This window comes from Streptomyces sp. NPDC089915 (assembly GCF_040684675.1).
Taxonomy (GTDB): domain Bacteria; phylum Actinomycetota; class Actinomycetes; order Streptomycetales; family Streptomycetaceae; genus Streptomyces.
On sequence record NZ_JBFBGN010000081.1, the window covers coordinates 13,228 to 32,703 of the forward strand.

16 protein-coding genes and 1 pseudogene are annotated in these 19,476 nt (G+C 73.9%); 8 read left to right on the forward strand and 9 right to left on the reverse strand.

The window, feature by feature from the left end:
* Positions 1-119 precede the first annotated feature (119 nt).
* Complete coding sequence (locus AB0O29_RS22925) at positions 120-650, forward strand: GNAT family N-acetyltransferase (protein ID WP_365154138.1); 531 nt, start codon at positions 120-122, stop codon at positions 648-650.
* Between the two features lie 9 nt (positions 651-659).
* Here AB0O29_RS22925 and treY read toward each other — a convergent pair whose 3' ends face one another.
* Positions 660-2,951 carry a malto-oligosyltrehalose synthase gene (gene treY, locus AB0O29_RS22930; protein ID WP_365154140.1) on the reverse strand — a complete coding sequence of 764 codons (2,292 nt, stop codon included), beginning with the start codon at positions 2,949-2,951 and terminating at the stop codon, positions 660-662.
* A gap of 82 nt (positions 2,952-3,033) precedes the next feature.
* Here treY and AB0O29_RS22935 point away from each other — a divergent pair, with 82 nt between their 5' ends.
* A complete protein-coding gene (locus AB0O29_RS22935; protein WP_365154142.1) occupies positions 3,034-4,365 on the forward strand; it encodes an MFS transporter in 1,332 nt (443 codons plus the stop codon).
* On the opposite strand, the gene glgX is transcribed toward AB0O29_RS22935, so the two are convergent.
* Positions 4,350-6,464 (reverse strand): glycogen debranching protein GlgX, encoded by a 2,115-nt coding sequence (gene glgX / locus AB0O29_RS22940; RefSeq protein ID WP_365154143.1) that lies wholly within the window; start codon positions 6,462-6,464, stop codon positions 4,350-4,352. The genes AB0O29_RS22935 and glgX overlap by 16 nt on opposite strands.
* Before the next feature lie 295 nt (positions 6,465-6,759).
* Here glgX and AB0O29_RS22945 point away from each other — a divergent pair, with 295 nt between their 5' ends.
* Complete coding sequence (locus tag AB0O29_RS22945; RefSeq protein WP_365154145.1) at positions 6,760-8,022, forward strand: SAV2148 family HEPN domain-containing protein; 1,263 nt, start codon at positions 6,760-6,762, stop codon at positions 8,020-8,022.
* A 147-nt stretch (positions 8,023-8,169) separates the two neighbouring features.
* Positions 8,170-8,883 carry a 3'-5' exonuclease gene (locus AB0O29_RS22950; RefSeq protein WP_365154146.1) on the forward strand — a complete coding sequence of 238 codons (714 nt, stop codon included), beginning with the start codon at positions 8,170-8,172 and terminating at the stop codon, positions 8,881-8,883.
* Here AB0O29_RS22950 and AB0O29_RS22955 read toward each other — a convergent pair.
* Genes AB0O29_RS22955 through AB0O29_RS22965 form a run of 3 tightly spaced genes read right to left on the reverse strand, consistent with a single transcriptional unit; the run spans position 8,864 to position 11,066 of the window.
* A complete protein-coding gene (locus AB0O29_RS22955) occupies positions 8,864-9,568 on the reverse strand; it encodes a hypothetical protein (RefSeq protein WP_365154148.1) in 705 nt (234 codons plus the stop codon). The two genes, AB0O29_RS22950 and AB0O29_RS22955, sit on opposite strands and share 20 nt — an antisense overlap.
* The gene (locus AB0O29_RS22960; protein ID WP_365154150.1) at positions 9,565-10,215 is read right to left on the reverse strand and encodes a hypothetical protein; all 651 of its coding nucleotides are present in this window, start codon (positions 10,213-10,215) and stop codon (positions 9,565-9,567) included. The genes AB0O29_RS22955 and AB0O29_RS22960 overlap by 4 nt, the downstream gene beginning before the upstream one ends.
* Positions 10,215-11,066, reverse strand: coding sequence for an aminoglycoside phosphotransferase family protein (locus tag AB0O29_RS22965; RefSeq protein WP_365154152.1), 852 nt, complete (start codon positions 11,064-11,066; stop codon positions 10,215-10,217). Before AB0O29_RS22965 ends, AB0O29_RS22960 begins: the two co-directional genes overlap by 1 nt.
* Between AB0O29_RS22965 and mgt the strand changes: the two genes are divergently transcribed.
* The 4 genes from mgt to AB0O29_RS22985 all read left to right on the forward strand — a co-directional run bounded on the left by mgt (position 11,065) and on the right by AB0O29_RS22985 (position 16,704).
* A complete protein-coding gene (gene mgt / locus AB0O29_RS22970; RefSeq protein WP_365154154.1) occupies positions 11,065-12,384 on the forward strand; it encodes a macrolide-inactivating glycosyltransferase in 1,320 nt (439 codons plus the stop codon). The genes AB0O29_RS22965 and mgt overlap by 2 nt on opposite strands.
* Positions 12,385-12,393: 9 nt before the next feature.
* Complete coding sequence (locus AB0O29_RS22975; RefSeq protein ID WP_365154155.1) at positions 12,394-12,960, forward strand: DUF1697 domain-containing protein; 567 nt, start codon at positions 12,394-12,396, stop codon at positions 12,958-12,960.
* Between the two features lie 66 nt (positions 12,961-13,026).
* The gene (locus AB0O29_RS22980) at positions 13,027-14,028 is read left to right on the forward strand and encodes a 2-dehydropantoate 2-reductase N-terminal domain-containing protein (RefSeq protein WP_365154157.1); all 1,002 of its coding nucleotides are present in this window, start codon (positions 13,027-13,029) and stop codon (positions 14,026-14,028) included.
* A gap of 210 nt (positions 14,029-14,238) precedes the next feature.
* Positions 14,239-16,704, forward strand: a complete 2,466-nt coding sequence (locus tag AB0O29_RS22985) for a dolichyl-phosphate beta-glucosyltransferase (RefSeq protein ID WP_365154159.1) — start codon at positions 14,239-14,241, stop codon at positions 16,702-16,704.
* A gap of 78 nt (positions 16,705-16,782) precedes the next feature.
* On the opposite strand, the gene AB0O29_RS22990 is transcribed toward AB0O29_RS22985, so the two are convergent.
* From AB0O29_RS22990 to AB0O29_RS23005, 4 genes and pseudogenes are all read right to left on the reverse strand, one after another.
* Positions 16,783-17,547, reverse strand: a complete 765-nt coding sequence (locus AB0O29_RS22990) for a sirohydrochlorin chelatase (protein WP_365154161.1) — start codon at positions 17,545-17,547, stop codon at positions 16,783-16,785.
* A gap of 14 nt (positions 17,548-17,561) precedes the next feature.
* Positions 17,562-18,455: an ABC transporter permease subunit gene (locus AB0O29_RS22995; protein ID WP_365154163.1), complete on the reverse strand. Its 894-nt coding sequence runs from the start codon at positions 18,453-18,455 to the stop codon at positions 17,562-17,564.
* Complete coding sequence (locus AB0O29_RS23000; protein ID WP_365154165.1) at positions 18,442-19,245, reverse strand: ABC transporter ATP-binding protein; 804 nt, start codon at positions 19,243-19,245, stop codon at positions 18,442-18,444. Before AB0O29_RS23000 ends, AB0O29_RS22995 begins: the two co-directional genes overlap by 14 nt.
* A 24-nt stretch (positions 19,246-19,269) precedes the next feature.
* A pseudogene (locus AB0O29_RS23005) lies at positions 19,270-19,476 on the reverse strand (sulfate ABC transporter substrate-binding protein); the annotation flags it as partial.

The following is a 19,476-nucleotide window of genomic DNA, read 5'->3' on the forward strand; positions in this document are numbered from 1 at the left end:
CCGCCCCCGCCCTACTGCACCCGAACGTCTGTGCCGGTGCGCGGGCGGGGCGTTTGAATGTCCCTCTGAAGGCCCCTCACGTGCCCATGAGAACCCCCTCGCCTCCGGAGGCAGTCGTCATGAAGACCGAAATCCGCCGCTACACCGACGTGGAGCAGGTCGCCGCGTCCCTGCTGGCGGTGTACGCGCAGGTGCGCGAGCCGTTGCTCCACCTGCCGGACTACGCCGTGCCCGCGGTCGCCGAGCGCCTCGAACGGTACGGCCGTACGCCCGGGTTCGGGGCGGTGCTGGCGTTCGACGCAGAGGACCGGCCCGTCGGCTACGCCTACGGCAACACCGTGGAGGCCGGGGACCTCTGGTGGAGGCGGATGAGTGAGGTGGACGAGCGGCACACCCGGGAGCCGGCCCTGGCCCTGAGGGAGATCGGGGTGACGGTCCCCCACCGGGGCACGGGCCTGGCCCGCACCCTGCACGACGCGCTCCTCGCCGGCCGGCCGGAACCGTCCGCGTCCCTGCTGGTCAACCCGGCGGCCGGAGACGGAAAGGTGCGCCGCGTCTACGAATCCTGGGGCTACACCGCCATCGGAACCTGCCGGCTGTCCCCCGACTCCCCCCTCCTCACCGCGATGATCCGCCCCACGCGAGCCTAGCCCGCCTCCCTACCCCGCCCGGACCAGAGCGGCCACCGGCCCCGCCGCCAGCAGCCGCGACAGCCGGACCTCGCCCTCGTACGGGGACGGCGGGGTCGGGCCGTGGGCCGGGTGCCACCGGCCCGGGGGGAGGGGGAGGGCGGTGTCCCGCCAGCCGCCCGCCTCCGCCAGGCGGTGGGAGAGGCGGGTGGCCACCGCCACGAGGCCGCCCGGGCGGGTGTAGGCCAGGCAGTGCTCGGACGCCGGGCCGCGGGCGGTCAGCGGGGCGTAGCCCCGGAACACGGCCGGGCGGGTGCGGCGCAGCCGGAGCAGGGCGGTCGTCAGGGCGAGCTTCTCCTGCGCGAGGGTCAGCGGCGCGGCGCCCGCGTCCAGGGCGGCCAGGGCCTCCCGGGGGAACACGGCCGGGCGGCGGTTGTCCGGGTCCACCAGGGCGCGGTACTCGTACTCGGAGCCCTGGTAGACCTCCGGCACCCCCGGCATGGTCAGGTGGAGCAGGGTCATGCCCAGCACGTTGGCCCGGGCCGCCTCCGCGAGTTCCGGCGGCAGCTCCACCGCCGCCGGGGGGACGAGGTCCGCGATGCCCGCCTCGTACGCCTCGTCGGGGTCGGTCCAGGAGGTGCGCAGCCCCGCCTCCCGGGCGGCCTTGAGCAGGGCCGCCGCCAGGCGGGGTCCCCGCTCGGGGACGTCCCCCAGCCCGAGCGCGCTCTGCCGGGCCACCCACGCCAGCTGCGGATCGCCCCCGCCGCCCCTACCGGCCCCACCACCCGCACCGGCCCGCCCCGCCGCCCCCGGGGCCTGCGAGAGCACCGCGATGCGGGCGCGGACGTCCGCGCTGCGCTTCGTGTCGTGGGTGGACAGGACCGTGCCCGAGGCGGGCCAGTCCCGTTCGCGGTCCGCGCAGTACGCGTGGAACTCCGCCGCCGGCACCGCCGGGCCGCCCGGCTCACCGCCGACCTCCGTCGCCGACAGCAGCGGCGCCCAGCGGTAGAAGGCCCGGTCCTCAAGGGACTTGGCGCGCAGGGCCGCCGAGGTCTGGGCGAAGCGAGCCGCGAAGGCCGGGTCGGCCTCCAGCCGGGCCCGTACGGAGTCCACCGAGGCCGACCCGGCCCGCGCGGCGGCCCGTTCCAGGGTCCGCGCGTCCGGTCCCGGCCCGCCGGGGTACGTCCGGTAGACGCGTGAGGCGACGAGCAGCTCCGACACGGCCGCGGCCGCCCCCGGCCCGGCCCACCGTTCCAGCGTGCCGAGCTCGGCGGCCAGGTCGCCGGCCAGGACCTCCCGGGCGGCGGCCGAGGCCGTCTCCTCCCAGCCGGGTGCGCCCGTCGACTCCCCGTACAGGGACGCCAGTTCGGCCGCCCCCGCGCCGTCCGTGAACACCCCGTCCACCCGGTGCAGCGCGTCGTACCCGGTGGTGCCCGCCACCGGCCAGGCCTGCGGGAGGTCCTCGTCGCGGGCCAGGATCTTCTCCACGACCACCCAGCAGCCTTCGCCCGCCGCCGCCCGCAGCCGCCGCAGGTACTGCTCGGGGTCGGCCAGTCCGTCGACGTGGTCGATCCGCAGCCCCGCCGCCACCCCGTCGCGGACCAGCTCCAGCACCTTGGCGTGGGTCGCGGCGAAGACGGCCGGGTCCTCCACCCGTACCCCGATCAGGTCCGAAATGGTGAAGAACCGGCGGTAGTTGAGGGCGGTCCGGGCCTCGCGCCACCACGCCGGCCGGTACCACTGGGCGGCCAGCAGCTCCGGCAGCGGCAGCCCGGCCGTCCCCGCGCGCAGCGGGAACTCCCGCTCCCCGCACCGCAGCAGGCCCGCGCCGGCGTCCACCGTGAAGGGCTCGTCCGGCCCCGCGAGCACCGGCAGCAGGAGCTGCCCGCCGCCCGCGTCCCAGTCCACGTCGAACCACCGCGCGTACGGCGACCCCGGCCCCTCCCGCAGCACCTCCCACAGCGGCCGGTTCAGCCGCAGCGGCGACGGCAGCGCCATGTGGTTCGGGACGATGTCGAGCACGAGGCCGAGCCCCCGCTCCCGCGCGGCGGCGGCGAGCGCGCGCAGACCCCGTTCGCCGCCGAGCTCCTCCCGCACCCGCCCGTGGTCGGTGACGTCGTACCCGTGCGCCGAACCCGGAACGGCCTCCAGGACGGGCGACAAGTGGAGGTGTGACACTCCGAGCGACGCGAGGTACGGTACGGCTGCCTCGGCCGCCGCGAACGGGAACGCGGGCGTCAGCTGGAGACGGTACGTCGACGCCGGAATGGCGGGCGTCTGAACGTCGGATTCCGATTGGCTGATTGAATACCGCTGGCTCATGAGAACGTACGTACCCAGCCCGCGCGATTCCGTGCCATTACCCAATGCATCCGGGTGACTGCGCCGCGTTAGTGTCGATCAAGTGGTTTCAACCGTCAGTACCTACCGAAACGTCATCGCCCTGACCGGGCCCCTCCTCCCCGTCATCTCGTTCTTCGCCCGACTGCCCGTCGCGATGTCCCAGTTCGGGAGCGTCCTGCTGGTGTCCGAGACGAGCGGCTCCCTCGCCACCGCCGGCATCGTCGGCGGCGCCCTCTCCGCCGGCCAGGTGGTCTTCGGGCCCGTCCTGGGCCGGCTCGCCGACCGGCACGGGCAGCGGCCCGTGGTCCTCGCCGCGGCGGCGGTCAACGCCGTGGCCACCACCGCCCTCGTCGCCGGGGCCCTCGCGGGCCTGGCCACCCCCGCGCTCGCCGCCGTCGGCGCCGTCGCCGGGGCCTCCGTACCACTGATCGGGCCGCTCGCCCGGACCCGCTCCGTGGCCCTCGCGCACCGGGCGAAGGCCGGCGAGGGCGTGGTGGGGACCGTGCACTCGCTCGAAGGCACCCTCGACGAGGTCTCCTTCGTCTTCGGGCCGGCCCTCGTCGGCCTCGCCGCGCTCGTCCTGCACCCCGCCGTCGCCCTCGGCGGGGCGGCCGCCCTCGTCGCCGTCTTCGGCACCGCCTACGCCCTGCACCCCACCGCCGCCGTCACCGCCGGCAGCCCCGCGCGGGCCCGCGCCGAGGGCGTACGGGCGCCCCGGCAGCCCCGCGTGGTGCACGCCGTGCGCGGCTCCCTCGCCCTCCAGGGAGCCATGTTCGGCGCCTGCCAGGCCGGAATCGCCGCCCTCACCGCCCGGTTGGGCGTGCCGGGCCAGGCCGGGATCGTGTACGCCGCGATGGGCGTCGTCAGCGCGGCCGTGGGCCTCGGGCTCGGAGCGCTGCCCGCCCGCTTCGGACTGCGGCTGCGCTGGCGGGTGGCGACGGGCGCGGCGCTGGTGCTGTCGGTGCCGCTGCTGTTCACCGAGACCCTGTGGCCGCTGTACGCGGTCGTGACCGTCCTCGGGGCCGCCTACGCCCCGCACCTGATCACCGCCTTCGCGCTCACCGAGCGGGTGGTGGAGCCCTCGCGGCTCGCCGAGTCCATGGCCTTCGCGGCGAGTTCGCTGGTGGCCGGGCAGGCCGTGGCGCTGGCCGTCTCCGGCCGGCTCGCCGAGGCGTACGGGCCCGCCGGGGCCTTCGCCGTCGCCGTGGGGGCGGCCGCGCTGTGCCTGACGACCGCCCTGGTCACCCGGGTGCCGTCGGCCCGTCCCGGGGAGGCCGCCCCGCCGGCGGCCCCCGCAGGAGCCCCCGTCAAGGCGTTCATCCCCGCGCAGCGCACCGCCTCCCCCGAGGGCCGGGGGGCCTCGGGCAGCGCCAGCGGCTATGCGGGGCGCTGAAGCACCGCCAGGCAGCGGCCCGTCAGCGCCACCCGGTCCCCGGCCGCGTACTGCGGACCGGTGCCGGGCGGCGGCACCTCGGCCCGCGCCGTGTCCACGACCAGCCGCCACCGGGCGCCGTGCCCGGCCGGGACGGTGAACTCCTGCGGGTCGGCGCCGGCGTTGAACATCAGCAGGAACGAGTCGTCGGTGATCCGCTCCCCGCGCGAACCGGGCTCGGAGATCGCCTCCCCGTTGAGGAACACCGTCAGGGCCCGGGCGTGCTGCGCCTGCCAGTCCCGGGCCCGCATCTCCTCGCCGTGCGGGGTGAACCACGCGATGTCGGAGAGCTCGTCGTGCGTGCCCTCCACCGGCCGCCCGTGGAAGAAGCGGCGCCGCCGGAACACCGGGTGGTCCCGGCGCAGCCACACCATCCGGCGGGTGAACTCCAGCAGCGGGGGCGGGGGTTTGCCCGGCTCGGGCCAGGTCAGCCAGGACAGCTCGTTGTCCTGGCAGTAGGCGTTGTTGTTGCCGTCCTGGGAACGGGCGAACTCGTCGCCGTGGCTGAGCATCGGCACGCCCTGGGAGAGCATCAGCGTGGCGGTGAAGTTGCGCATCTGCCGCTCGCGCAGCTCCAGGACCGCCGGGTCCTCCGTCGGACCCTCGACCCCGCAGTTCCAGGACCGGTTGTGGGTCTCGCCGTCCCGGTTGCCCTCCCGGTTGGCCTCGTTGTGCTTCTCGTCGTACGAGACCAGGTCGTTGAGGGTGAAGCCGTCGTGGCAGGTGGTGAAGTTGATGGAGGCCAGCGGGCGGCGGCCGTCGTCCTGGTAGAGGTCGGAGGAGCCCGTCAGCCGGCCCGCGAACTCCGCGAGCGTGCGCGGCTGCCCGCGCCACAGGTCCCGTACGGTGTCGCGGTACTTGCCGTTCCACTCGGTCCACAGCGGCGGGAAGTTGCCCACCTGGTAGCCGCCCTCGCCCAGGTCCCAGGGCTCCGCGATCAGCTTCACCTGGCTGACCACCGGGTCCTGCTGGACCAGGTCGAAGAACGAGGACAGCCGGTCGACCTCGTGGAACTGCCGGGCCAGGGTGGCCGCGAGGTCGAAGCGGAAGCCGTCCACGTGCATCTCGGTCACCCAGTACCGCAGCGAGTCCATGATCAGCTGGAGCACGTGCGGGGAGCGCATCAGCAGCGAGTTGCCGGTCCCGGTGGTGTCCGTGTAGTGCCGGGGGTCGTCGGCGAGCCGGTAGTAGGAGGCGTTGTCCAGCCCCCGGAAGGAGAGGGTGGGGCCCAGGTGGTTGCCCTCGGCGGTGTGGTTGTAGACCACGTCCAGGATCACCTCGATCCCGGCCTCGTGCAGCGCCCGCACCGCCGACTTGAACTCCAGCACCTGCTGGCCCCGGTCGCCGGAGGCGTAGCCGTTGTGCGGGGCGAAGAAGCCGATGGTGTTGTAGCCCCAGTAGTTGCTCAGCCCGTCGTTGGCGAGCCGGTGGTCGTTGACGTACTGGTGTACGGGCATCAGCTCCAGCGCCGTCACCCCGAGCTTCACCAGGTGGCTGATGACCGCCGGGTGCGCGAGCGCCCCGTAGGTGCCGCGCAGCTCCTCCGGGAGGTCGGGGTGACGCATGGTCAGGCCCTTGACGTGGGCCTCGTAGAGCACGGTGTGGTGGTACTCGTGGCGCGGTGGCCGGTCGTTGGCCCAGTCGAAGTACGGGTTCACCACCACCGAACTCATCGTGTGCGGGGCGGAGTCCAGGTCGTTGCGGGAGTCGGGCCGGCCGAAGTGGTAGCCGTAGACCTCCTCGCCCCAGCCGATCCGCCCGCTGATCGCCCGCGCGTACGGGTCCAGCAGCAGCTTCGCCGCGTTGCAGCGCAGCCCGCGCTCGGGCTCGTACGGGCCGTGCACGCGGAACCCGTACCGCTGGCCGGGCATCACCCCGGGGAGGTAGGCGTGGCGGACGAAGGCGTCCGTCTCGCGCAGTTCGACGGCGGTCTCGGAGCCGTCGTCGTGCAGCAGGCACAGTTCGATGCGGCGCGCGGCCTCCGAGTACACCGCGAAGTTGGTGCCGGCGCCGTCGTACGTGGCACCCAGCGGATACGCCTGTCCCGGCCAGACCTGCATCAGCAACGACTCTTTCCATCCTGGTCCGGTCGGTCCGGCGCGGATCACGTCTCTGCCGAATCTTCCCCGAAAGAGGGTCCGCACGCGTGGACTTGGGATGCTCCTGCCGGGTGAACCGGAGAGCTGATATGCGGATCTCCGGACCGTCGGGGCATCACATAATGGTCCAACGGACAGTCGCACCAGGGTGGGTAGGGTCACCTCGGCCGGCTTCGGGCTGCATCGGGCCGCGCGCGCGGAGTACCCTTCCGTGATCACTGGAGACGGGCGTCCGGACGCAGAAGGCGGTGCACGAGTGAGCTCGGGAGGTCTGGAGCTGCCCCCTGGTGACAGCGGCCACGAGGGCGGCCAGGCGGACGCCCCAGGCGGTGTGCCGGGAGCGGCGGCGGCCGGGGCGGCGGTCTCGCTGGCCCAGCCGGCGGACGGGGAGGTGCGCGCCGGGGCGGAGCTGGACTGGAGCGCGGACGCGTGGAGCGAGGTCCGCACCCGGGCCCAGCGCGCGGGCCGTGCGTACATCTGGCTGAATCTCATCGAGCAGCGGCTGCGGTCGGTGGTCGGCGCCGTGCTGCGGCCCGTCTACGAGCCCGTGCACGGCGGGGACGACTGGGTGGTCGCGGCCGCCGGTCCCGCCGGGCAGGAGTGGGTGCAGCGGGCGGTGGCGGTGCGCGAGGTGAGCCGGCGCAAGGGCTACCTCCTCGATCCGGCCGACGACAACGTGCTGAGCTTCCTGACGCTGCCCCAGCTGCGGGAGCTGATGGTCCAGCACTGGCCGTGCTTCGAGCCGTACTTCGACGACCGGCGCGAGATCGAGCTGGCCCTCGACGAGCTGGAGGTCACCCGCAACGTGGTCTCCCGCAACCGGGCGCTGTCGCGGCCGGTGCTGGAGCAGGCGGAGCGTGCCTCGGCGCGGCTGCTGGAGGTGCTGGGCGCGGGCTCGGGCAGCCCGTCGGCGGACCGGCTGCCGATCGACGCCGTCGAGGACCTCGTCGGGGACCGGTACGCGGACGTCATCTCGGTCCACCCCGACCGGGTGCGGCTCCAGCGGCAGCTGCCGGCGGAGGACCTGTTCGGGGGCGCGCGGCGGCTCGACGCGATCGGCATAGGCCTCAACCTGCTGGTGCAGAACTTCTCCGGCCGCCGGCTGGTGCGGCTGTCCGAGGCGGGCTGCCGGGTGCGGCTGCTGTTCCTGAACCCGGCGAGCAGCGCCGTCAAGCGGCGCGAGCGCGAGCTGGGGCTGCGCAAGGGCGAGCTGAGCCGGTCGGTGGAGATGAACATCCTGCACGTGCGCCGGGTGCGGGCGGGGCTGACGGACCCCTCGCGGTTCGACATCCACGTCTTCGACGAGACCCCGCGCTTCACCGCCTACCTGGTGGAGGGCCAGTCCTCGGGCATCGCGGTGGTCCAGTCGTACCTGCGGCGGGCCCGGGGCATGGAGGCGCCCGTGCTGGTGCTGCGCGGGGGCGGGCGGGGGGTCCCGAAGGACGCGGACCACGGGCTGTTCCAGACCTACCGCGAGGAGTTCGAGTCGGTGTGGGAGGACTCCCGGCCGGTCTCCTGAGCGCGGCGGCGGGCGGCCCGCGGGGGGTGGCCGCCACCGGTGTCAGTGCCTCGTGGCAGGCTGAAACGCGTCGACCGGAAATACGGGGGAGGGGCGCGTCATGGAGGCGTGGTACGGGGGAGTGCGGGCCGTGGCGGGGGCCGTCCGATGAGCTGGCCGGACGGGCCGCTGACGGCCTTCGACCTGGAGACCACCGGCACCGATGTGGAGACCGACCGCATCGTCACGGCGGCGGTCGTCCGGATCGAGACGGACGGGTCCGTCTCCCGGGAGCGGACCTGGCTGCTCGACCCCGGGGTGGCCATACCCGAGCAGGCGTCGGCGATCCACGGCATATCGACGGAGCACGCCCGGGCGCACGGGGCGCCGGCGGCGCCGGCCGTCGAGGAGATCGCGCGGGCCGTCGCCGAGGGGCTGCGGCAGGGGACGCCCCTGGTGGTGATGAACGCGCGCTACGACCTGTCCCTGCTGGACCGGGAGTGCCTGCGCCACGGGGTGGAGTCGGTCAGCGAGCGGCTGGGCGGCGCGCCCCGGCCCGTCATCGACCCGCTGGTGATCGACAAGCACGTGGACAAGTACCGCAAGGGCAAGCGGGCCCTGTACGCGCTGTGCGACCACTACGGGGTGCCGCTCGACGACGCGCACGACGCGCGGGCCGACGCCGTGGCCGCCGCCCGCGTGGTGCGCAGCCTGGCGCGCCGGCACCGGCCCGTCGGGCTGATGCCGCCGGCCGACCTGCACGACCTCCAGGTGCGCGCGGCGGCCGAACAGTCGGTCTCCCTGCAGGCCTACCTGCGGCGCACCGCGGACCCGGCGGCGGTCGTCGAGCCGGCCTGGCCGCTCATACCCCGCAGGCGCTGACCCCCGTACCGCCCGAGGGCGGCAAGGCGTGCCAGCGCTCCCGAGGGCCGGGGCCGGTGGGGCCGAGCGCGGCCGTGCAGACCGTCCCGGGGTCCAGGCTCTTCAGGCGCGTCCAGGGCCGCACGTCCGGCACCGGTTCGGTCCGCCACCGGGCGCGCAGGACGCCGTCCGCGTCGGGCAGGACGGCGGCGAGCAGCGGAACGCGTTCGTCGACGGACAGGGGCAGAACGGCGGCGGCGCGGGCCCCGGCGACCAGGCGGGCGAGCTCCCGGTGTTCGGTCTCGTCGACGTTCACGCCGGTGATCACCCCGTCCCCGTCCTCCCAGACGAACTCGACCATGTCGTCCCCGGGCAGTCCGGCGAGGACCGCCCCCACGTCGGGGGAGAGGTCCGGCCAGACGGTCAGCTCGGACGGGAAGAGCCCGGCGAGCCCGTGGCCCCGGATGGCCGGTTCCAGCCCGAACCACGCGAGGCCGGCGACCCCCGGTTCGCGCACCGCCAGGCGGTCGACGCCGCTCTCCTCGGCGAAGGCGGCGACCGCCGCCAGGTAGGCCGCCTCGACCGGCCCGTGGTCGCTGACCGCCTCCTCGGTGCCGGTGTAGTGGCCGTGCTCGTTGCGGTCGGCGGGGTCGTACTTGGTGATCCGGTGGACGAAGGGCGCCGGCGGGGTGCTTGCGGGGGTCACGGCTGAAGTCCTTCGCGGGGCGCGGGGGGTTCTCGGTACTGGACGTGGATGTCGCGCGCGCGGGGGGCGCAGCGGACGGTGGCGCAGTAGTGGCGGCAGTTGTAGGCGCGGTCCGGGTGGGGGTCCACGTACGCGGGGCCGCGCCGGGCCACGTCGAGGAAGGCCGCGGCGCCGAGCCGGAAGGGGCGGGCGCTGCCCGTCATGAACAGGGTCTCGGAGTGGACGCTCTGGTGGAAGTGGTCGCGGTCGTCCGCGTGGTGCAGGGTCGCGTACTCCTCCTCGGCGGGCTCGGTGAGCGACACCTCCACGGTCCGGGGGCGGCCCGGGGAGAGCCGGCCGCGCAGCTCCTTCCAGCGGGAGGGCGCCAGCTGGAGGGAGTGGTGCAGCAGGACGAGGTCCAGCCGGCGGGAGCCCGCGGGCGGGGTGGGGCCGCGCAGCGGCAGGTGGACCAGGGTGCGGGGCGAGGTGGCCGCCAGGGTCCACAGCCCCGCCATGAGCAGGGCCGCGTCCCGGTCGACCTCGGCGTTCAGCCACCAGGCGTCGTCGAACAGCGCGGCGTGCTCCGGCGGCCGGGCCGGGCGCACGACGCGGAAGGCCTCCGTTCCGCGCCGGGCCTCATGGACGGTGAGGTGCAGCTTCACGTCCATTAGAAGGGGTACCAGCGCACTTCCGGGTCGCCGTCGCGCAGGGAGGCCACGCGGCGGCGGAACTCGGCGAGGGCCTTCGGGTTGGCCGGGGCGTGCTGGGCGACCCAGGCGCAGCTGGCCGTCTCGCGGGCGCCGCGCAGCAGGGCGCAGCCCTCCCATTCCCGGACGTCCCAGCCGTAGGCGGCGGTGAAGGCCTCGTAGTCGGCGGCGGGCAGCCCGTACCGGTCGCGGGACAGGGCCATCACCACCAGGTCGTGCTCGCGCAGGTCGGCCGAGACCGTCTCCAGGTCGACCAGGACCGGCCCGTCCGGGCCGACGTGGACGTTGCGGGGCAGGGCGTCGCCGTGGATCGGGCCGGGGGCGAGGTGCGGGGTGAGGGCGGCCACCTCGCCGGCGTAGGCGTCGCGGCGGGCCCGCAGGAAGGCCGCGTCCTCGGGGTCGACGGCCTCCCCGGCCAGGCGCAGCCAGCGCTCGACCCCGCCGAGGAGGTCCCGGGCGGGCAGCGGGACGGGCGGGGCGGGCAGTGCGTGCAGGGGCCGCAGGAGCGCCGCGAGGTCCTCCGGGCCGGCGGGGCGGACCGCGTCGGGGAGCCGGTGCCACAGGGTCACGGGGTGTCCGTCGGCCAGCCGGGGCGCGGGCTCGGCGGCGCGGACCGCCGGGACGCCGGAGTCGGCGAGCCAGCCGGCGACGGCCAGCTCCCGTTCGGCCCGCGCCAGCAGCCCCGCCTCGCGGCCGACCTTGACGACCAGGTCCCCGAGGGCGAAGACGGCGTTCTCGCCGAAGGAGAGCAGCTCGGCCGGTCCGGTGAGACCGGCTCGCGTCAGTACGTCCCTGGCCCGTGCCTCGTCCATGCGCTCGTTCCGTCCTTCGCCCGTGATCGTGAACGCGCCCAGTCTCGCATCCCGCTGCCGTCGAAATACATTGCACGAGACGTCTCGTCTCGCTAATCTCGCTCCCATGACCTCAGCCGAAGCCGCACACATCGCCATGTTCTCCATCGCCGCCCCCGGGCACGTGAACCCGAGCATCGAAGTGATCCGGGAACTCGTCGCCAGGGGCCACCGCGTCAGCTACGCCATCCCCGCCCCCTTCGCCGAGAAGATCGCCGAGACCGGCGCCACCCCGGTGGTCTGGAGGTCCGTCCTGCCCACCGAGGACGAGCCGGAGGCCTGGGGCACCGAGCTCATCGACAACATCGAGCCCTTCCTGAACGACGCCGTCCAGGCCCTCCCGCAGCTCGCGGCCGCCTTCGAGGGCGACGAACCGGACCTCGTCCTCCACGACATCACCGCCTACCCGGCCCGCGTCCTCGCCCACCGCTGGGAGGTCCCCGCGATCTCCCTCTCCCCCAACCTGGTCGCCTGGGAGGGATACGAGGAGGAGGTCGCCGCCCCCATGACCGCCGAGCTGCGCGCGAGCGAACGGGGCAGGGCCTACTACGCCCGCTTCCGCGCCTGGCTCGACGAGAACGGCATCGACGAGGACCCCGACCGGTTCGTCGGCCGGCCGCGCCGCAGCATCGTCCTGATCCCGCGCGCCCTCCAGCCGAACGCCGACCGGGTCGACACCTCCGTCCACACCTTCGTCGGCTCCTGCCAGGGAGACCGCGGTGCCACCCGGGGCACCTGGCGGCGCCCGGCCGCCGCCGAGGGGAAGAAGGTCCTGCTCGTCTCGCTCGGATCCACCTTCACCCACCAGCCCGCCTTCTACCGAGCCTGCCTCCAGGCCTTCGGGAACCTGCCCGACTGGCACCTCGTCCTCCAGATCGGCAGGTTCACCGACGAGGCCGAACTCGGCGAGGTCCCCGCCAACGCCGAGGTCCACCGCTGGGTCCCCCAGCTGGACGTCCTGCGCCAGGCCGACGCCTTCATCACCCACGCCGGCGCGGGCGGCAGCCGGGAGGGCCTGGCCACCGGGACCCCCATGGTCGCGGTCCCCCAGGCCGTCGACCAGTTCGGCAACGCCGACATGCTGGCCTCCCTCGGCGTGGCCCGGCACGTCCCCATGGAGGAGGCCGACGCCGCCACCCTGCGCGCCGCCGTCCTCGGACTGCTCGCCGACCCGCGGGTCGCCGTCCGCGCCGAGGAGATCCGCGCCGGCATGGCCGCCGAGGGCGGCACCCGGCAGGCCGCCGACCTCATCGAAGCCGCCCTCGAAGAGAAGGCCTAGGGTGCAGCCATGACGAAGACCGAAGCCCCGGCCAAGAAGTACGCGGCGCTGCTGCGCGGCATCAACGTCGGCGGGAACAAGAAGGTCCCCATGGCGGACCTGCGCTCCGTACTGGAGGGGCTCGGCCACGGCGACGTGCGCACCTACCTGCAGAGCGGCAACGCCGTCTTCACCAGCGAGAGCCGCGACCCCGCCGCCCTCGCCCGGGAGCTGGAGGCGGCCATCGAGGCCCGCTTCGGCTTCCCGGTGAAGTGCCTCGTCGTCGACGGCGCCTACCTGCGCGCCGTCGCCGAGGCCTGCCCCTTCCCCGCCGCCGAACTGGAGGGCCGGCAGCTGCACGCCACCTTCCTCTCGGAGCAGCCCGCCCCCGAGCGGTTCGCCGCCCTCGACCCCGCCGCCTACCTCCCCGAGGAGTACCGCCTGGGCGACCGCGTCCTCTATCTCTACGCCCCGGGCGGCCTCGGCAGCTCCGACCTGGGAGCGGCCCTCCACAAGCCGTCCCTCCTCAAGGGCGTCGACGCGACCACCCGCAACTGGAACACCGTCGCCAAGCTCGTCGAACTCACCGCGGACTGAGCACCGCCGCCGGCTCCGCCACGGCCCGACGGCAACCCCCGGCGCACGGTGTGCCAGGCTCTGGGTATGCGTTACATCATCATCGGCGCCGGAGCGGTCGGCGCGACCATCGGCGGCCGGCTCGCGGCGGCGGGCCGCGAGGTCGTCCTCGTCGCCCGCGGCGCCCACGCCGAAGCCCTGCGCACCGACGGCCTGAGGCTCACCACCGCCGACGGGGAGCGCGTCCACCGCCTCCCCGTGGCCACGCGGCCGGACGAGCTCGGCGCCCTGCGCCCCGACGACGTCCTGCTGCTGACCGTGAAGACCCAGGACGCGGTCGCCGCCCTCGACACCTGGGGCGCCGCCGAGGTCAGCGGCGGCGGCACCGCCGCCCAGCGGCTGCCCCTGCTGTGCGCGCAGAACGGCGTCGAGAGCGAGCGCCTGGCCCTGCGCCGCTTCGCCCGCGTCTACGGGGTCTGCCTCTGGCTCCCCGCCAGCTTCCTGGAACCGGGCGTGGTCTCCGCGCTCTGCACCCCCCTGACCGGCATCCTCCACCTCGGCCGCGCCGCCGGCGGATCCGACGGGCGGATCCGGGCGATCGCCGCAGACCTGGAGACGGCCGGCTTCGGCGCGCCCGTCGTCGAGGACGTGATGCGCTGGAAGTACGCCAAGCTGCTCGGCAACCTCGGCAACGCGATCCAGGCGACCACCGGCCCCGAGCCCGACCCGGCCAAGGCGGCCCTGCTGCTGCGCGCCGTCCGCGAGGGCGAGGCCGCATTCGAGGCGGCGGGCATCGCCCACACCTCGGACGCCGAACAGTCCGCGGCCCGCGACGGCAAGGTCAACCAGCCCCCCGGCGTCCGCGGCGGCTCCTCCTGGCAGAGCCTGGCCCGCGGCACGGGGTCGGTCGAGGCCGACTACCTCAACGGGGAGATCACCCTGCTGGGCCGCCTCCACGGCGTCCCCACCCCGGTGAACGACGTGCTGCGCCACGCCGCGAACATCTTCGTCCGCGAAGCCCTCCCGCCGGGCGCCATGTCCATCACCGACCTCACGGCGCTGGCCGACGAGGCCGAAGGGCGGGGATAGCCCGGCCCTCGCACTGACCTATATTGTTCTGGAACCATAAAGGCTTACAGAACTCAATTGCCTGAAGATGATCGCTCAGACGCGGTCGATAACGCCACGCACCATCGTTCCACCGTGCGGTGGCGATTTTCGCGTGCGGAGCGTTCGGCTCGGCGCCGCCTCGCGGATGGGCGGACCAACTTGACGAACGGCTTGAATGTGCAGAACGGCATGGCCCGTGGTGCCACCATCACGGACGAACCCCACGACCAGGGACCCGGGTCTGTCGGACTCTCCGTGGTCATCCCCGCCTACCGGGAGGAAGAGCGCCTGGCGCCGACCCTGGAACTGGTCAGGGAGTACCTCGACGGGCACGTGGGCAGCGGCCCGGCCGCCTGGGAGATCATCGTCGTGGACGACGGCTCCCCGGACCGGACCGCCGCCATCGCGCTCAAGGCCGGGGCGGACGAGCCCCGCATCCGGCTCGTGCAGTCGGAGCAGAACCGCGGCAAGGGCAGCGCGCTGCGCCTGGGCGTCCGCGCCTCGCTGGGCCGACGCGTACTGATCATGGACGCCGACCTGGCGACGCCGATCGAGGAACTCGCCCGCCTGGAGCAGGCCCTCGCCGACGACCCGTCCATGGACGCGGCCATCGGCTCGCGCGCGCACCGCGACTCCGCCATCGAACGCCAGCAGAGCGTGCTGCGCGAGGTCCTCGGCTGGGTCGGCAACCGGGTCATCCGGCTGGTGGCCGTCCGCGGCATCCGCGACACGCAGTGCGGGTTCAAGCTGTTCGACGGCGACCAGGCCCGGGCCGCGTTCGGGGCCGCCCGCCTCGACGGCTGGGCCATCGACGTGGAGATCCTCCAGTACTACCGGCGCAAGGGCTGGCCCGTCGCCGAGGTACCCGTCCGCTGGGCGCACCAGGACGGCTCGAAGGTCCAGCTGCTGGACTACCTGCGCACCCTCGGCGAGCTGATGAGGCTGAACGCGGGCGGCATCGCCGTCGCCGCGCTCTACCTGCTGGCGTCGCTCTACCTCTACAAGGGCCTCTGGACGGACCTGGACGGGTCGATCCTCGCCCACTCCCTCCAGGACCAGAACCAGTGGGAGTGGTTCTTCGGCGTCACCGCCGACAACATCGCGCACCTGCGGAACCCGTTGTTCACCGACCTCCAGAACATGCCGGACGGCGTGAACCTGATGGCCAACACGGTCATGCTCGGGCTCTCGGTGCCGATGACGCCGGTCACCCTGCTGTTCGGTCCGACCTTCGCCCTGGCCACGGTCTTCACCCTCGGCATCGCCGCGACGGCCTGGGCCTGGTACTGGCTGATCCACCGCCGGCTGACGGACAGCCGCTGGGCGGCCGCCGCCGGCGGCGCGCTGGCGGCCTTCGCACCGCCGATGATCTCGCACGCCAACGCGCACCCGAACTTCGTCGTCCTCTTCATGATCCCGGTCATCATCGACCGGGCCCTGCGCCTGTGCGCCGGCAAGAACGTGGTCCGCGACGGCGTCCTGCTCGGCGTGTTCACCGCCTACCAGATCTTCCTCGGCGAGGAGCCCTTCCTCCTGGCCGCGATGGGCATGGCGATCTTCGCCCTCGTCCACGCCTGCTACGACCGGGACAACGCCCGCGCCGCGGCCAAGCCGCTGGCCAAGGGCCTCGGCATCGGTGCGGCCGTCTCCATACCGCTGGTCGCCTTCCCGCTGTACTGGCAGTTCTTCGGACCGCAGAGCTACCACTCGGTGCTGCACGGCGACAACGGGGCCGGCAACCCGCTGCGCGCCCTGAGCGAGTACCCCGCGCGCTCGCTGTTCGGCGACGCGGAGACCGCCGCCAAGCTGTCGATGAACACGACCGAGCAGAACGCCTTCTACGGCTGGCCGCTGCTGGCCCTGGCCATCGGCATCACCCTGTGGATGTGGCGCCGCCCGCTCGTCCGCGCGCTCGGCCTCACCGCCGCGGCCGCGGCCGTGCTGTCGCTGGGCCCCAGCGTGCAGCTCGACAAGTTCGGCATCACCGTGCCCGCGCCGTGGCGCCTGCTGCGCCACCTCCCGCTGCTCGAGTCCGTGATCGAGAGCCGGGTGGCGATGGTCTGCGCCCCCGTCTTCGGCATGCTGCTCGCCCTCGCGCTGGACCGCATACGTGGCTTCCGCTCCGGTGACCACCGTGCGGTGGGCTACCTCGCCGTCGCGGCCGCCCTGGTCCCGATCATCCCGCTCCCGCTGGTCACCAAGGACCGCGAGCCGGTCCCGGCCTTCATCACCGAGGGCCTCTACAAGGACTACGTGAAGGACGGCCACTCGCTCGTCCCGGTGCCGCTCCCCGACCCGGGCTCCGCTGCCGCCCTGCACTGGCAGAGCAGCACGGGCTTCGGCTTCAAGCTGGCCGGCGGCTACTTCAACGGCCCCGACGGCCCCGACCGGGTCGGGATCTACGGCGCCAAGCCGCGGATGCTCTCCAGCCTGCTGAACGACGTGCGCTGGGGCACCGTCGAGCCCCCGGCCGAGATCACCCCGCAGATGCGCGACCAGGCCCGTGCGGACCTGGCGTACTGGAAGGCGGGAGTCCTGGTCCTGCCGGTGCGGGAGCAGCGCAGCAAGGAGCTGCGCGGCACGCTCACCGGTCTGCTCGGCAAGGAGCCGCAGAAGGTCGCCGACTGCCTGATCTGGCAGGTCGACGCCTCCTAGGACACGGACGCGGACACACGTGAGGGGGGCCACGGCGGAAATGCCGTGGCCCCCCTCACGCGTGTGGTGCGTCGGCGCCTAGGCCGTCAGGGCGGTGTGCGAGGTGTGGGGGCGGGACGCCGTGTCGTAGCGGTGCAGGAGCAGGCGGGCCAGTTCCGGGGCCGCGCCCAGGACCTCCGCCACCGCGTCCGCGCCCGCCGCCCGGGCGCCCGCGCCGATGCGGTCCGGGAGGAAGCCCGGGGCGATGACGTACGGGGCAACCGCCACGCGGTGGACGCCCTCCGCACGGAGGGCGCGTACGGCGTCCTCCGTGCGGGGAAGGGCAGCGGAGGCGAACGCAGGCCGCACGGCACACCAACCGGTGAGCCGCCACTCCCGCGCGATTTCAGCGATCACTGCGATCGCCTCCGGGTCCGAGGAACCGGCGGACGCGAGGACGACGCCGGTCGTCGCGCGCTCCGCCGGGGTGAGGCCGACGCCGGCCTCGGCCAGGCGCCGCTCCAGTGAGGAGACGAGGAGGGGGTGGGGGCCCAGCACGTCCGCCACCCGCACCGACAGGTCGGGGAGCCGGACGGCCGGCTCGGCGAGGACCGCCGGGATGTCGGCCTTGGCGTGGAAGGCCCGGGTGAGGAGCAGCGGCAGCGCCACGACCTCACGGACCCCCGACAGGTACAGGGAGGCCAGGGCCTGGGAGACGGCCGGGCCGTTGAAGTCGAGGAAGGCCGTCTCCACCCGGAGCCCCGGCCGCAGCGACCGGACCCGCCCGACGAGGGCGCGGACGGTCGCCGCGTGCCGCGGATCGCGGCTGCCGTGGGCTATGACCAGGAGTGCGGGGGAGGACATGGGATTTCCGGATCTCAGTTCTTGACCAGCAGGCCGCGGCTGCGCAGCACCCAGCGCTCGACCGGGCTGAAGATCAGCAGGTCGATGGCGATGCCCACGACCAGGATCAGGACGATCGCCAGGAAAACACCCGGCAGGTCGATGTTGTTCCGGCCGTTCTCCAGCAGCTGGCCGAGGCCCAGGCCGAGGTCGGGGGAGCTGGCGATGATCTCGGCGGCCATCAGGGAGCGCCAGGAGAAGGCCCAGCCCTGCTTGAGGCCGGCGACGTAGCCCGGCAGGGCGGCCGGCAGGACCACGTGCCAGGCGCCGCGCAGACCGGTGGCGCCCAGGGTGCGCCCGGCCCGCAGGAACAGCGGCGGGATCTGGTCGATGCCGGAGACGAGGCCGTTGGCGATGGACGGGACGGCGCCCAGCAGGATCACCGTGTACATCATGGCGTCGTTGAGGCCGAACCAGAGCACCGCCGGCGGCACCCAGGCGACCGACGGCAGGGACTGCAGGCCCTGGAGGATCGGGCCGATCGCGGCGCGGACGAACTTCACCCGCGCGACGAGCAGGCCGAGCGGGGTGCCGATGGCCAGCGCCAGCAGGAAGCCGAGCAGACCGCGGGAGACCGAGGTCCAGATGACGTCGAGCAGCGTGCCCTTCAGCCACATGTCGGTCAGGCTGTCCCACACGGCGGACAGGGCGGGGAGCTTGGTCTCGTCGGTGACCTTCGCCGAGACGAGGACCTGCCAGACCACCAGCACCAGGCCGACGGCGAGGACCGGGGGCAGGACCTTCTTGGTGAGGACCTCGCGCACCGGCGTGCGGTGCGTCTGGACCGCGTCGAGGGCGTCGAGGCCGGCCTCCAGGCCGGCCAGGTCGTCGCCCTTCGCCGCCTTGGGGGTGGTGTCAGTGCTGGCCATGGCGGCGGATCTCCCCACGCAGGTGTTCAGTGATCTCAAGCGACAGTTCCGCGACGTCGGCGTCCTCGATGCGGCGGGGCTGCGGGATGCCGACGTTCCACTCCTTGGCGACCCGGCCGGGGCGGGAGGAGAGGAGGACGACGCGCTGGGCGAGGCGGACGGCCTCGCGGACGTTGTGGGTGACGAAGAGGACCGACAGGCCCGTCTCTTCCCAGATGCGGGTGAGTTCGCCGTGGAGGACGTCGCGGGTGATGGCGTCCAGGGCCGCGAAGGGCTCGTCCATCAGGAGGAGGCGGCTGTCCTGGGCGAGGGCGCGGGCGAGGGCCACGCGCTGGCGCATGCCGCCCGAGAGTTCGTGGACCCGCTTGCCGTGGGCGCCGCCGAGGCGGACCAGCTCCAGCAGGCGCTCGGCCTCGGGCCTGCGGTCGGCCTTGGCCACCCCGCGCAGCCGCAGGGCCAGCTCGATGTTCTTCCCGGCCGTCAGCCAGGGGAACAGGGCGTGCTCCTGGAACATCAGCGCCGGCCGGCCGCCGGGGGTCTCGATGGACCCCGCGGACGGCTTGTCCAGACCCGCGACCAGGTTCAGCAGGGTGGATTTGCCACACCCCGACGCCCCCAGGAGGGTGACGAACTCGCCGGGAGCGACATCGAGGCTGATGTCGTCCAGGACGAGCTGCGATCCGGCCGGGCCGGAGAAGGACTTCGAGACGTGCTCGATCCGGGCGGCGTGCGTCTGCTCCGCGACCGCGCCCTCGGCGGCCTTGGCGAGAGTGGTGGCCATGGTCGTCACCTCCTTGGATAGCTGGACTACGGGTTACTTGGCGCCGAGACCGGCATCGCCGACCTCGGGCTTGCCTGCGGCCTTGAGGACCTTGTTGAGGAGGGTGAGGTCGTAGATGCCGGTGAGGTCGGGCTTGTCGAGGAGCTTGGCCTTGACGGCCCAGTCGGCTTCGGTCTTGAGGGTGGAGGCGAGGGGGTCGTCGGTGACGAGGATGGACTGCCAGGCGGGGTCGAGGATCTT

What these genes read in the sequence shown, in the direction of transcription:
- AB0O29_RS22985 (WP_365154159.1), top strand. Translation starts at nt 14,239, where the DNA reads ATGGCCCGTGGTGCCACCATCACGGACGAACCCCACGACCAGGGACCC.
- AB0O29_RS22990 (WP_365154161.1), bottom strand. Translation starts at nt 17,547, where the DNA reads ATGTCCTCCCCCGCACTCCTGGTCATAGCCCACGGCAGCCGCGATCCG.
- AB0O29_RS22995 (WP_365154163.1), bottom strand. Translation starts at nt 18,455, where the DNA reads ATGGCCAGCACTGACACCACCCCCAAGGCGGCGAAGGGCGACGACCTG.
- AB0O29_RS22960 (WP_365154150.1), bottom strand. Translation starts at nt 10,215, where the DNA reads ATGGACGTGAAGCTGCACCTCACCGTCCATGAGGCCCGGCGCGGAACG.
- glgX (WP_365154143.1), bottom strand. Translation starts at nt 6,464, where the DNA reads ATGCAGGTCTGGCCGGGACAGGCGTATCCGCTGGGTGCCACGTACGAC.
- AB0O29_RS22925 (WP_365154138.1), top strand. Translation starts at nt 120, where the DNA reads ATGAAGACCGAAATCCGCCGCTACACCGACGTGGAGCAGGTCGCCGCG.
- AB0O29_RS22975 (WP_365154155.1), top strand. Translation starts at nt 12,394, where the DNA reads ATGACGAAGACCGAAGCCCCGGCCAAGAAGTACGCGGCGCTGCTGCGC.
- AB0O29_RS22965 (WP_365154152.1), bottom strand. Translation starts at nt 11,066, where the DNA reads ATGGACGAGGCACGGGCCAGGGACGTACTGACGCGAGCCGGTCTCACC.
- AB0O29_RS22980 (WP_365154157.1), top strand. Translation starts at nt 13,027, where the DNA reads ATGCGTTACATCATCATCGGCGCCGGAGCGGTCGGCGCGACCATCGGC.
- treY (WP_365154140.1), bottom strand. Translation starts at nt 2,951, where the DNA reads ATGAGCCAGCGGTATTCAATCAGCCAATCGGAATCCGACGTTCAGACG.
- mgt (WP_365154154.1), top strand. Translation starts at nt 11,065, where the DNA reads ATGCGCTCGTTCCGTCCTTCGCCCGTGATCGTGAACGCGCCCAGTCTC.
- AB0O29_RS22950 (WP_365154146.1), top strand. Translation starts at nt 8,170, where the DNA reads ATGAGCTGGCCGGACGGGCCGCTGACGGCCTTCGACCTGGAGACCACC.